Source organism: Dyella marensis, from assembly GCF_049532885.1.
Lineage (GTDB): Bacteria > Pseudomonadota > Gammaproteobacteria > Xanthomonadales > Rhodanobacteraceae > Dyella_D > Dyella_D marensis.
Map to the genome: position 1 here is coordinate 1,064,069 of NZ_CP064029.1, position 12,506 is coordinate 1,076,574.

At 69.6% G+C, this 12,506-nt stretch carries 13 protein-coding genes; 8 read left to right on the forward strand and 5 right to left on the reverse strand.

Features of this window, described 5'->3' with window-relative positions; all coding sequences use genetic code 11:
- Positions 1-119: 119 nt before the first annotated feature.
- Positions 120-461, forward strand: a complete 342-nt coding sequence (locus ISN75_RS04565) for a hypothetical protein (RefSeq protein WP_343819619.1) — start codon at positions 120-122, stop codon at positions 459-461.
- On the opposite strand, the gene ISN75_RS04570 is transcribed toward ISN75_RS04565, so the two are convergent.
- Positions 458-1,828, reverse strand: a complete 1,371-nt coding sequence (locus ISN75_RS04570; protein WP_343819620.1) for an adenosylmethionine--8-amino-7-oxononanoate transaminase — start codon at positions 1,826-1,828, stop codon at positions 458-460. The genes ISN75_RS04565 and ISN75_RS04570 overlap by 4 nt on opposite strands.
- Positions 1,829-1,901: 73 nt before the next feature.
- Here ISN75_RS04570 and ISN75_RS04575 point away from each other — a divergent pair, with 73 nt between their 5' ends.
- From ISN75_RS04575 to ISN75_RS04600, 6 genes are all read left to right on the forward strand, one after another.
- Complete coding sequence (locus ISN75_RS04575) at positions 1,902-2,684, forward strand: type II secretion system protein N (RefSeq protein ID WP_168648168.1); 783 nt, start codon at positions 1,902-1,904, stop codon at positions 2,682-2,684.
- Complete coding sequence (locus ISN75_RS04580) at positions 2,681-3,481, forward strand: inositol monophosphatase family protein (protein ID WP_343819623.1); 801 nt, start codon at positions 2,681-2,683, stop codon at positions 3,479-3,481. Before ISN75_RS04575 ends, ISN75_RS04580 begins: the two co-directional genes overlap by 4 nt.
- 9 nt (positions 3,482-3,490) lie before the next feature.
- Positions 3,491-4,048, forward strand: a complete 558-nt coding sequence (gene nudE / locus ISN75_RS04585) for an ADP compounds hydrolase NudE (RefSeq protein ID WP_168648170.1) — start codon at positions 3,491-3,493, stop codon at positions 4,046-4,048.
- A complete protein-coding gene (gene cysQ / locus ISN75_RS04590; RefSeq protein WP_167252276.1) occupies positions 4,045-4,860 on the forward strand; it encodes a 3'(2'),5'-bisphosphate nucleotidase CysQ in 816 nt (271 codons plus the stop codon). The genes nudE and cysQ overlap by 4 nt, the downstream gene beginning before the upstream one ends.
- A 4-nt stretch (positions 4,861-4,864) precedes the next feature.
- The gene (gene mazG / locus ISN75_RS04595) at positions 4,865-5,677 is read left to right on the forward strand and encodes a nucleoside triphosphate pyrophosphohydrolase (RefSeq protein WP_343819629.1); all 813 of its coding nucleotides are present in this window, start codon (positions 4,865-4,867) and stop codon (positions 5,675-5,677) included.
- A gap of 299 nt (positions 5,678-5,976) precedes the next feature.
- Positions 5,977-6,747: a DUF4097 family beta strand repeat-containing protein gene (locus ISN75_RS04600; RefSeq protein WP_167252274.1), complete on the forward strand. Its 771-nt coding sequence runs from the start codon at positions 5,977-5,979 to the stop codon at positions 6,745-6,747.
- 34 nt (positions 6,748-6,781) lie between these two features.
- On the opposite strand, the gene ISN75_RS04605 is transcribed toward ISN75_RS04600, so the two are convergent.
- From ISN75_RS04605 to ISN75_RS04620, 4 genes are all read right to left on the reverse strand, one after another.
- Complete coding sequence (locus ISN75_RS04605) at positions 6,782-7,909, reverse strand: SLC13 family permease (protein WP_343819631.1); 1,128 nt, start codon at positions 7,907-7,909, stop codon at positions 6,782-6,784.
- On the reverse strand, positions 7,900-8,532 hold the full coding sequence (locus tag ISN75_RS04610; RefSeq protein WP_167252272.1) for a glutathione S-transferase family protein: 633 nt from the start codon (positions 8,530-8,532) through the stop codon (positions 7,900-7,902). Before ISN75_RS04610 ends, ISN75_RS04605 begins: the two co-directional genes overlap by 10 nt.
- Positions 8,533-8,682: 150 nt before the next feature.
- Complete coding sequence (locus tag ISN75_RS04615) at positions 8,683-11,163, reverse strand: ABC transporter permease (protein ID WP_343819632.1); 2,481 nt, start codon at positions 11,161-11,163, stop codon at positions 8,683-8,685.
- The gene (locus ISN75_RS04620) at positions 11,160-11,864 is read right to left on the reverse strand and encodes an ABC transporter ATP-binding protein (protein WP_167252270.1); all 705 of its coding nucleotides are present in this window, start codon (positions 11,862-11,864) and stop codon (positions 11,160-11,162) included. Before ISN75_RS04620 ends, ISN75_RS04615 begins: the two co-directional genes overlap by 4 nt.
- Between ISN75_RS04620 and ISN75_RS04625 the strand changes: the two genes are divergently transcribed.
- The gene (locus tag ISN75_RS04625; RefSeq protein WP_167252269.1) at positions 11,863-12,495 is read left to right on the forward strand and encodes an arylesterase; all 633 of its coding nucleotides are present in this window, start codon (positions 11,863-11,865) and stop codon (positions 12,493-12,495) included. The two genes, ISN75_RS04620 and ISN75_RS04625, sit on opposite strands and share 2 nt — an antisense overlap.
- Positions 12,496-12,506 lie beyond the last annotated feature (11 nt).

Genomic DNA, 12,506 nt, shown 5'->3' on the forward strand with positions numbered 1-12,506 from the left:
CGCTATTTTACCCACGACGATGGAGCTGAACGACGGTATCGCCTCCGGCTCCAGGCGGTTGCCGATGGCGTCCGGCAGGCGCAGCATCGTTGAACCCACGGCTTCCTGAGGGCCGAGTCATGTCCAAGTCCCCCCTGCTTATCGCCGCCTTGCTGGCCATGCTGGCAAGTTCAGCCTCGGCGCAGGACGCCAAGGTGCCCACCCAGGATGCCCGCACCCGGCGCATCGAGGGTCTGGAAACCATGCCGTATCCGACACCGGCGAGCAGCGCCCATGGCGGCCAGCAGGTAGGTACCGATCACAACTGCCTGCGCCAGACCGGCAGCCATATCCCGCCGAAGCAGGGCCAGTGCATTCCCGCGCCGGGCCGGACTTACAACAAGCAGGACATCGACCGCACGGGCGAACAGAAGCTTGGGCCGGCGCTGCGGAAGCTGGATCCGAGCGTGGGCGGACACTAAGGCTGGGCGATGGCGCGCTCGATGCCGGCGATGGCCACGTCGACCAGGTGATCCAGCTCGTCCGTGCTCACCACATAAGGCGGCATGAAGTAGACGACGTTGCCCAGCGGCCGCAGCAGCGCGCCATGCTCCAGTCCGTGCAGGTACACCCGCAGGCCGCGCCGTTCCTCTGACGGATAGGGCGCGCGCGTTGCCTTGTCCCGCACCAGCTCCACCGCCGCAATCATCCCGGTCTGCCGCACGTCGGCCACATGCGCATGCTCGCGCAGCGGCGCCAGTCGGCGCGCCAGTTGTGCCGCCAGCACCCGGTTGCGCTCCAGCACCGGCTCATCGCGGAAAATATCCAGCGTCGCCAAGGCCGCACGGCAGGCCAGCGGATTGCCGGTATAGCTATGCGAATGCAGGAACGCCTTGCCGGCGTTGTATTCGGCGTAGAACGCCTCGTATACCGGCTCCGTGGTGAGCACGGCCGACAGCGGCAGAAAACCGCCGGTAAGCCCTTTTGACAAGCACATGAAATCCGGCGACACCCCGGCTTGTTCGCACGCGAACAAGGTGCCGGTACGCCCAAAACCCACCGCGATTTCATCCGCGATGAAATGCACCCCGAACTCATCGCACAGTGCACGCAGCCCGGTGAGATACGACGGGTGATACGTCCGCATGCCACCCGCGCATTGCACCAGCGGCTCCACGATCACCGCGCAAGTTTCATGCGCATGCTGTTCCAGCAACGCCCGCAGATCGCCCAGCCGCCGCGCCGCATAAGCTTCCGCGCTTTCCCCGGCTTCCGCTTCGTAAGCATCCGGCGAAGGCGCCAGGATCGGCGTCAGCAACAGCGGCGCATAGGTCTTCCGATAAAGCGCCACGTCGCTGACCGACAAAGCCCCCAGCGTCTCGCCGTGATAACTCCCGCTCAACGCAATAAACCGCGTTTTCTGCCCGCGGCCCTGATTCAGCCAGTAATGGAAACTCATTTTCAGCGCGACTTCGATCGCCGCCGAACCGTTATCGGCCAGAAACACCCGCTCCAATCCGGCGGGTGTGATCGCCGCCAGCCGTTCCGCCAGTTCAATCGCCGGCTCATGCGTGAATCCGGCGAAAATCACGTGCTCCAGCGTATCCAGCTGTTCCTTCAGCGCCGCGCCGATGCGCGGGTTCGCATGCCCGAACAGGTTGGTCCACCACGAGCTGATGCCATCCAGATAGCGCCGCCCGTCCGCATCCACCAGCCACGGCCCTTCGCCGCGGACGATGGGCAGCAGCGGCACGGCGCCGGCGTGGTCGTGCATCTGGGTGCAGGGGTGCCACAGATGGCGGAGGTCGCGCGCGGCGAGGGTCTGGTTGCGGCTTTCGTTCGGGCTCATCCGGGTATGATCGGGGTTCGGCGCCGGCTGCCTCAAGCCCGCCTGTCCGTTGGAGCTCCCCCTGGAGTCAGATTTGTTGATCCGGTTGCGCACCGTTCTGTTGTTCCTGTTGCTGCTGTGTGCCCTGGCCTGGCTGGTGGCGTACCTGCCGGCAAGCTGGGTGCGGCCGCAGCTGGAGGCGCGCCTGCACGGCCTGCGCCTGGAAGGGCTGAGCGGCACCTTGTGGGACGGCCATGCCGAGCGCGTGCTGGCCCCGAGCGGCGGCGACCTCGGCCAGTTCGACTGGCAGCTGTCGCGCCGCGCCTTGCTGGGCGAGACCCGGCTGGGCGTCGCCTTCCGCGGTCCGTGGGGCCATCTCAGCGGCCAGCTGCGCCAGCTCGAAGGCAAGCGCGAGGAATGGAGCCAGGTGCAGCTGGACGGCGACCTCGCCACGCTGTCCGCCCGCCTGGCGCCGCAGGCCGACCGGCTCGATGGCCGCCTCAGCATCGACAACGCCCGCATCGTGCTGCAAGGCCGCTGGCCGGTGGAGCTGGACGCCGCCGCGCAGTGGACCGGCGCGCGCCTGCAGGGCGCGCAGCGCGAGCTCGTCTTCGGCAATCTCCAGCTGCGCGCCAGCGGCACGGCCGGCGTGGTCAACGCCACGCTGGAAGACGACGGCAACGGCCCGCTGCAGCTGGCCGGCCATCTGGCGCTGAGTCCGCTGGGCTGGAAATACGACATCAAGGCCAGACCGCGCGAGCCCGATCCGGCATTGCGCGACTGGCTTTCGGGCTTCGGCCGCCTCGCGGCCGACGGCAGCATGCATCTGCAACGCAGCGGCGGCCTGGCCGCCATCATGGGCAAGGGGAAACAATGACTGCACCCGATCTGGCGCGGGCCCTGTCCGCGGCGCGCGAAGCGGCGGAAGCGGCGGCGGAAGTGATCCGCCACTACTGGCGGCGCGGCGTGGACGTGGAGATCAAGAGCGACGCCACTCCGGTCACCATCGCCGACCGCGAAGCGGAACTGGCCATCCGCAAGGTGCTGCAGGCGGCGCTGCCGGAAGCGGCGATCTATGGCGAGGAATTCGGCCTGGACGACAGCGCGCGACAGCTGCTGTGGCTGGTCGACCCGCTGGACGGCACCAAGAGCTTCGTGCGGCGCACGCCGTTCTTCTCCACCCAGATCGCGCTGATGTACCGCGGCGAACTGGTGCTGGGCGTGTCCAGCGCGCCGATCTACGGCGAAACCCTGTGGGCCAGCGCCGGCCATGGCGCCTGGTTCCAGGGTGAGGAGGGACCCGAGCGCGTGCAGGTGGCCGCCACCGACAGCATCGCGCAGGCCTCGATCTCCACCGGCAACATCAAGACGCTGACGATGGATGCGCGCTGGACGGAACTCGGCGCGCTGATCCGCGACAGCAACCGCATCCGCGGCTACGGCGATTTCTGCCACTACCACCTGCTGGCGCGCGGCGGGCTGGATCTGGTGATCGAGTCGGACGTGAACATCCTGGACGTGGCCGCGCTGGCCGCGATCGTGCGCGAGGCCGGCGGCGTGTTCACCGACCTGGACGGCCAGCCGCTCACGCTGGACACGCGCAGCGTGCTGGCCGGCACGCCGGCCCTGCATGCGCCGGTGCTGGCGCGGTTCCGTGCAACCTCAGAGCGCTAGAATCGAACGATGCCCAAGCCACCCATCATCCATGCCACCCGCGACGTCCACGACAGCCATTTCCTGCGCGTCGAACAGCTGGACCTCGAATTCTCCAACGGCGAGCGCCGCACCTACGAGCGCCTGAAAGGCAGCGGCCTGGGCGCGGTGATCATCGTGCCGATGCAGGACGACGACACCGTGCTGCTGGTACGCGAATACGGCGCCGGCGTCGGCCGCTACGAATTGAGCCTGCCCAAGGGCCGCCTGGACCAGGACGAGACGGTGGAGCAGGGCGCCGACCGCGAGCTGAAGGAAGAAATCGGCTTCGGCGCGCGCAAGCTGAAGATCCTGCACAACCTGTCGCTGTCGCCTTCGTACATGACGCATATGGCGCACGTGGTGCTGGCGCAGGAGCTCTATCCGGAGCGCCTGCAAGGCGACGAGCCGGAAGAGCTCGAAGTGGTGCCGTGGAAGCTGTCCAACCTGCACGAGCTGATCGTGCGCGACGACGTTACCGAAGGCCGCTCCATCGCCGCGTTGTTCATGGCCCGCGAGTATCTCGCCGGCCGGTTCAAGCCCGCATGAGCGAGCTGGTTTCCCCGCTGCTGCGGCAGGTCGCGGCGATCGCGCGCGATGCGGCGGCGGCGATCCTCGCCGTGTACGCGCAGGAGTTCGAAGTCCAGCGCAAGGCCGATCACTCGCCGGTAACGGATGCGGACCTCGCCGCGCAGCGCGTGATCGTGGCCGGGCTCGACGCGCTGGAAGAAAAACTGCCGGTGCTGTCCGAGGAATCGCGCATCGCGCCGTGGAGCGAACGCCAGCGCTGGCCACGCTACTGGCTGGTCGATCCGCTCGACGGCACGCGCGAGTTCGTCAAGCGCAACGGCGAGTTCACCGTGAACATCGCGCTCATCGACGGGCACCAGCCGGTGCTCGGCGTGGTGCTGGCACCGGTGACCGGCGATCTCTACGCCGCCGAACAAGGCGGCGGCGCGTGGCGGCAGGAAAGCGCGGACGCCGCCTGGACATCCATCGCCACGCGCGCCATCACGGAGCCGCCCGTGGTGGCCGGCAGCCGCTCGCATGGCGGCCACGGCGCCCCGCTGCTGCGCGAACTGCTCGGCGCCGATTTCGTGGAAACGCCGATGGGTTCCTCGCTGAAATTCTGCCTGCTCGCGCGCGGCACGGCGGACGTCTATCTGCGCCGTGGCGCCACCAGCGAGTGGGACACCGCCGCCGCACAATGCGTGCTGGAGGCGGCCGGCGGCGCGGTGCTGGACCTGGCCGGCCAGCCGCTGCGCTACAACCGCAAGGATTCCCTGCTCAATCCCGAATTCCTCGCCGTGGGCGACACGGCCATCGACTGGACCGCGCGCCTGCGCGCGGCGGACGTCTGACCGCATGAACACAGCCAAGCGCCACAGCCTCGACGACCTGCTCGCCATCATGGCCCGCCTGCGCGACCCGCAGACCGGCTGCCCGTGGGACGTGCAGCAGGACTTCGCCACCATCGCGCCGTACACCATCGAAGAGGCCTACGAAGTGGCCGACGCGATCGACCGCAAGGACTGGCACGACTTGCGCGACGAGCTCGGCGACCTGCTGCTGCAGGTGGTGTTCCATGCGCGCATGGCGCAGGAGCAGGGGCTGTTCGATTTCGCCGACGTGGCGCATGCGATCAGCGACAAGATGATCCGCCGCCATCCGCACGTGTTCGGCGACGTGAGCTATGCAGACGTCGAAGCGCAGAAGGACGCGTGGGAAGCGATCAAGGCCGAGGAGCGCGCGGCCAAGGGCGAGTCGCACGACGACAGTGCGCTGGCCGGCGTGTCGCGCGGCCTGCCGGAATGGAAGCGCGCGCTGAAGCTGCAGCAGCGCGCGGCCAAGGTCGGCTTCGACTGGCCGGACGAGCAGCCGGTGCTGGACAAGCTGGCCGAAGAAATCGAGGAAGTGCGGGCGGAATTCGCCGCCGGCGCGGACAAGGCGCGCCTGCAGGATGAAATCGGCGACGTGGCCTTCGTGCTGGTGAATCTGGCGCGGCATGCGGATGTCGATTTCTCGCAGGCGCTGCGGCATGCGAACGCGAAGTTCGAGCGGCGCTTCCGCGCCATGGAAGATCTCGCGCGCGACGAAGGCGTGCCGCTGGCGGGGCGTGACCTGGATGCGCAAGAGGCGCTTTGGCAACGCGTAAAGGCTGGCGAAAGCACCGCGTAGGTTGGGGTGAGCCGCAGGCGAACCCCAACATGGCAGCGCCCCGTATCGTTGGGGTTCGCCTGCGGCTCACCCCAACCTGCGCCCGGGCGGCCGGGTCCGCAAAATAAAGAGGCGCGAGGTTCTGGGGTCCTCGCGCCTCAAGTTCCATCTCGCTGGGCAAACAGCGGTTCTTGCGTTTTCGTTGTTATTGCGCTGGCAGAACGCCCATGCCAACTGGCGGTTGACCCGCCGGGGCGCCCTTGCAACCTTTTGGCCGGCGGCCGCATCAGAAGGCCGAACGTCCATCAAGGAGCCACCCCATGCGTCACCTCTTCCTAGCCTGCCTCCTGCTGCTGCCGCTCGCCGCGCAGGCCGACGACTGCAAATTCCAGGCCCCGCGCAATCTCCAGCTCGACCTGGGCGGCGTGCGCTCGGTACAGATCGACCTGCGCAGCCACGACCTGCATCTGCGCGGCGACAGCGGCGCGCGCGGCGGCGAACTCACCGGCCGCGCCTGCGCGTCCAGCCAGGAGCTGCTGGACGACCTGGTGGTCAGCCAGCGCCGCCAGGGCGACGTGCTGATCGTGGAGCTGGGCCGCGAGCACACGCATTGGAGCATCGGCCACAGCTACTCCAACCTCGAGGTCAACCTGAAGCTGCCGCCGGCCATCCCGGTCACCTTGAACGGCGGTTCCGGCGACGCCTGGGTCGAAGGGATGAAGCGGCTCGACGCCCACGTCGGTTCGGGCGACCTGCACGTGAAGGATCTGGACGGCCCGCTCAGCGCCAGCATCGGCTCGGGCGACCTGGATGCCAGCCACGTCGGCAGCATCGAACTGGGCGCCGTGGGTTCGGGCGACTTCAAGGGCGAGGACATCAAGGGCGACGTGCGCGTGGGCAGCATCGGCTCCGGCGACGTGTCGGTGAACAACGTCGGCGGCAGCGTGCGCGTGGACACGATCGGCTCCGGCGACCTCACCGCGCGCAACGTGGGTGGCGATCTCTCGCTGGGCGCCAAGGGCAGCGGCGACGTGAACTACTCGGGCGTGCGCGGCAAGGTCAACGTGCCGCGCGATCGCGGCGACGACTGATCAGCTGAACCGGCGCGTCAGCTGAATCAGCGCGTCAGCTGAACCAGCGCGCCGCGAGGTAAACCAGCGGCGCGCACACCAGCAGAAACGGGATCGACACCCGATGGAACAGCCGCAGCCCCTGCGGCTGTTTCGCCAGGCGCAGGGCGATCAGGTTCGCCAGCGAACCGATCGCCACGCCGAAGCCGCCCACGTTCGCCGCCACCGCCAGCGCCATGGCATCCGGTGCGCGTTCCAGCAGCAGCACCGTGGCGGGCACGTTGCTGATCAGCTGCGAAGCGAGGATGCCGCTGGCGTAGAGATGCAACGGCTGGTTCAAGTCCACCGCACTCATCAGCTGCCCCACCCAGGGCAGCGCGGCGAAATGGCCCAGGCCCAGGAAGATCGCGGCGAAGGTGGCCAGCAGCAGCCAGTCGATGCGCAGCAGCAGGCGCCAGTCCAGCAGCGCGAACGGAATCAGCAGCAACAAGGCGCCGATGGTGGCGTGGCCGTGCTCCATCATCAGCACCATCATCGCCAGCGCCACGATCGACAGCCCCGCCTGCGTGGCGGACACGGCATGGCCGTCGACCTGCTCGGCGTGCAGTTCCACCTTTTCGCGCGGCAGCCAGCACCAGGCCAGCAGCGCCACCAGGGCGAACATGGCGGCCGCGGCCGGCAGCATGCTGCCGACGAACTGCATAAAGGGCAGGCGCAGGTATTGCCATACCAGCAGGTTCTGCGGATTGCCGATCGGGCTGAGCGTGGAGCCGGCGTTGACCGCCAGCGCTTCCAGGATCACCAGCCGCAGCACCGGCAGGTTGGAGATGCCGCCGGCCGCCACCGTGAGCGGCACGATCAGGAACAGGCTCACGTCGTTGGTCAGCACCATCGACAGCAGCGCGGTGATGCTCACCAGCAGCAGGCCCAGTGCACGCTGCGAATGCATGCGCGCCACCAGCAGGCCGGCCAGGTGCTGCACCAGGCCGCTGTCGCGGATGCCCTGAATCGCAATCATCAAACCCAGCAGGCCGGCGATGGTGGGCAGCTGCAGCCAGCGTTCGTACTTGCTCCACGGCTGCGGATCGGCCAGCGCCAGCAGCAGCGCCAGCAGAGTGAAGGCGACGAGCAGCCATTCGTCCTTGAGGCGCTGGCGCCAGGTTTTGCCGGCGCTTACTGCCATTCGGTGAGGCCTTCCAGCTCGTAGAGTTTTTTCCAGCTCGGACGCGCGCGCACCAGGTCGGCCAGGCGCTTGAGCGCGGGCCATCCGGTGGCCGGCCGCGGCATGTTGCGCGACCAGCGCAGCAGCATGGTCAGCATCAGGTCGGCGCCGCTGAACTGCTCGCCGAGCAGATACGGCCCGTGCGCCGCGAGCTGTGCGTCAAGGCGGTCCCACACGCTTTCGATGCGCCGCTGGATCGCCGCGCGGATCGCCGCCGGGTGTTCGTCGTAGCCCAGTTCGTGCGGGTAGAACCACAGCCGGTAGGCCGACATCAGCGTATTGCTCAGATACACCACCCACTGCTGCCAGGCCTCGCGCTCGGGCGTACCGGCTGGCGGGATCAGGTTCGCTTCCGGGTGGCGCTCGGCCAGCATCAGCAGCAGCGCGCCGGATTCGAAGCGCACGGTGCCGTCGATGGTCAGCGCCGGCACGGTGCCGCCGGGATTGAGCTTGAGGTATTCGGGCGAGTGCTGCGCGTCGCGCTCGAAATCGACCAGCTCCAGATGGTACGGCGCGCCGATTTCCAGCAGGGCCAGATGCACGACCATGCTGGCGGTGCCGGGGGAGTAGTAGAGCGTGTACATGGGAAGGCCCTGATGTGGACCCTGCGATCTTAGCCGCCAGCGCTCACCGTAGGTTGGGGTGAGCCAAAGGCGAACCCCAACATGGCCACGCTGGGACGCATCGCATGTTGGGGTTCGCCTGCGGCTCACCCCAACCTACGTCATGCGCCGTCACGACTCCCGCAGCAGCTGCATCGGCGAGGTACGCGTGACTTTGCGCGTGCCGGCCAGCCCCAGCAGCATCACCGCGATGGCGGCGGCCAGCGCCGCCAGCAGCAGCGGCCCCAGTGGCGGCACGAAGCCTTCGATGCGGAACACCGCGCGCCCCATCCACCAGCCCGCGCCGGCAGCGCCGAACGCCGCGGTGAGGCCGGCGACCAGGCCGAGCAGGGCGAACTCGCAGGCCGCCGCCGCGCGCAGCTGTCCGCGGCGCGCGCCCAGGGTGCGCAGCAGCGCCGCTTCGTGGCGCCGCTCCGCCGCGCTGGCGGCCAGGGCTGCGGCCAGCACCAGCGCGCCGGCCAGCAGGCTGAAGGCCAGCACCCAGCGCACCGCGTGGCTCACGCGGTCGACGATGTCGCGCACGCGGTCGAGCAGGGCGTCCACGTCGATCAGGCTGAGGTTGCCGAAATCACGCGACAGCCGGGCCATCGCTTCCGTGTTGCCGCGCGGCACGTAGAAGCTGGCGATCCAGGTGTGCGGCAGCTCCTTTGCGTGCGCGGGGTCGAGCAGCAGGAAGAAGTTCACGCGGAACGAACTCCAGTCCACCTGCCGCACGCTGGCCACGCGCGCCTGCACCGTGCCTTCGCCGACGTTGAAGCTCATGGTGTCGCCGATCTTCAGGCCGAACATGTCACGCCACATGGTGTCGACGGAGACTTCGGCCACCGCGGGACTGGGGCCGTTCCACGCGCCGGCCACCACGCGGTTGGAAGGCGGCAGCTCGTCGGTCCATGACAGGCGCAGCTGGCGGTCGCTCCAGTCCTTGGCGCGCTCGTCCTGGAATTTCAGCTGGTCGATCGGGCGGCCGTTGATGGCGGTGAGCTTGCCCACCGCCAGCGGCAGCATGTTGAGCTGCTGCGCGCCGAGCTTGCCCAGCGCCTGCTCGAAGCCAGGGCGCTGGTCGTCCTGCAGGTTCAGTACGAACCAGTTCGGCGTGTCGGACGGCAGCTCGCGGCGCCAGCCTTCCAGCAGCGCGGGCGCCACGATCGCCAGCAGCAGCAGCGCGACCAGGCCCAGGCTCAGCGCCGTGGCCTGCAGCAGGCTCATGCCGCGGCGGCGCGCCAGCGCGGCCAGGCCCAGGCGCAGGGCCGGATGCGCGCCGGGCGCGACGCGCCGCGCGAACCACAGCAGCGCCGCCGCCAGCAGCGCGGCCACCGCGGCCACGCCGGCCAGGCTGGCGGCGAGGATGCCGGCCATGCGCGCCGAGCCGCTCTGGCTCCAGATCAGCGCCAGCGCCACCAGCACGGGGATGAAATACAGCGCGTCGAAGCGGCGCACGCGGCGCGCCATGCTCTCGCGGAACACCGCCACCGGCGGCACTTCGGCCAGCCGCGCCAGCGGCGGCAGGGCGAAGCCGGCCAGCACCGCCACGCCCATCGCCGCGGCGGCGAAGGCCGGACCCAGCGGCAGTTCCACCGGCACGCTGGTGAACAGCGTGCTGGCGAACGACCACGCCGCCTGCGCGATGCCCAGCGCCAGCGTCACGCCCAGCAGCGAAGCCGGCACCGCCAGCGCGCCCAGCGTGCCCAGCAGCAGGCCGAGCACGCGCCGGCGCGGCGTGCCCAGGGCGCGCAGCAGGGCGACTTCAGTGGTCTTGCGCCGCGCATAGCGCTGCGCGGCCAGCGCGATCGCCACGCCGGCCAGCAGAGCCGAGAGCAAGGCGGTCAGGCGCAGGAAGGCGCTGGCGCGGTCGAACGCGCTGCGCATGCGTTCCTGGGTCTGCTCCGGGGTGATCAGCTCGGCGCCCTGCGGCAGCTTCTGCGCCTGCGCCCAGCTGCGCCAGCGCGCCACCTGGGAGGGTTCGCCGGCCACCAGCAGGCGATGCCGCGCGCGGCTGCCGGCGCCGAGCAGGCCGGCCTGTTCGGCATCGGCCAGATTCATGATGGCGCGCGGAGCCAGCGCGAACAGCTCGCCGCCGTCGGGCTGGCGCAGCAGTTCGGCGGCGATGCGCAGGTCGCGCCCGCCGACCTGCACGCTGTCGCCGGGCTTCAGGCTGAGCGCGACCAGGGCGCGGTGATCCAGGTACACCTCGCCCGGCGCCGGCCCGTGGCCGATGTAGTCGCCGCGGGCGGCGCGCAGTTCCAGCTGGCCGCGCAGCGGATAGGCCGCATCGGCGGCCTGCACATCGAGCAATTGGCTTTGTTCGTGGGCGAAGGCCACGCTGGGGAAGCCGGCGCCCTGGGTGATCGACAGGCCCTCGTCGCGGGCCTGCGCGGCGTAAGTTTCCGGCAGGTGCTGCGGCGAGCCGATGCCCAGGTCGCCGCCGATCAGCTCGGCCGCATTGGCCAGCATGCCGCGCTCGATGCGCGTGGCCAGGGTGGCCACCACGCCGAGCGCCACCACTGCCAGGGTGAGCGAAGCGGCCAGCGTGCGCAGTTCCGGCAGATGCCATTCGCGCACCAGGCTGCGCAGGGCCAGGCGCAGCAGCCTCATGCGGTGAGCTCCGCCGGGCCGCGGGCGATCACCCGGCCTTCGTGCAGTTCCACCCGGCGCTGGCAGCGTTCGGCCAGCAGCGGGTCGTGGGTGACCAGCACCAGGGTGGTGCGGTGGTCGCGATTGAGCGCGAACAGCAGGTCGCTGACGTGGTGGCCGGTGCGCTGGTCCAGGTTGCCGGTGGGTTCGTCGGCGAACAGCAGGCGCGGGCCGTGCACGAAGGCGCGGGCGATCGCCACGCGCTGCTGCTCGCCGCCGGAGAGCTGCGCCGGGTAATGCCGGCGGCGCGCCGACAGGCCGACGGCTTCCAGCGCCTCGCGGGCGCGCGGGCGGGCGTCATCGCGGCCTTCCAGCTCCAGCGGCAGCATCACGTTTTCCTCGGCGGTCAGCGCCGGCAGCAGGTGGAACGACTGGAACACGAAGCCGACCAGGCGCCGGCGCAGGTCGGCGCGGGCTTCCTCGTCCAGGCTTTCCAGCGCGTTGCCGTCCAGGCCGACGTGGCCGCTGCTGGGCACGTCCAGGCCGGCCAGCAGGCCCAGCAGGGTGGTCTTGCCGGAGCCGGAGGCGCCGACGATGGCGAAGCTCTCGCCGCCGCGCACCTGCAGGCTGACCCCGCGCAGGATGTCCAGCTGCCCCTCGGGGCCGCGCACCGACTTGCTAACATCGCGGGCTTCGAGAAGCGGACGGGAAATTTCGCTCATGCGTCGGATCCTATGGCTGGTGCTGCTGTGGCTGGGCTGCGCGGGCGCCGCAATGGCGGCAGACAAGCCCGGTACGGTGCTGGTCCTGGGCGATTCGCTCTCCGCCGCGCACAACATTGCGGCGGCCCAGGGCTGGGTGCATCTGCTGGAAGTACGTCTGGGCGACATGGAGCCGGGCTGGACGGCGATCAATGCCAGCATCAGCGGCGAAACCTCGCTCAGCGGCCGCAACCGCCTGCCGGCCCTGCTGGAGAAATACCACCCGGGCGTGGTGGTGCTGGAACTGGGCGCCAACGACGGCCTGCGCGGCCTGCCGCTGCCGGCGCTGCGGGAAAACCTGGCGGCGATGGTCGACGCGGCGCAGAAGTCCGGCGCCCGCGTACTGCTGCTGGGCATCGAGCTGCCGGTGAACTATGGGCCGCAGTACCGCGACGGGCTGCGTGCGATCTATGCGGACCTGGCCCGGGACAAGCACACCGCCCTGGTGCCTTTCCTGCTCGAAGGCGTGGCCCTCGATCCGTCGCTGATGCAGGATGACGGCCTGCATCCCACCGCCGCCGGCGAGCCGAAGGTGCTGGACAACGTCTGGAAAGCCTTGCATCCGCTGCTGCAGGGAAGTCCCAAAAAGTGAACCTGTAGCCT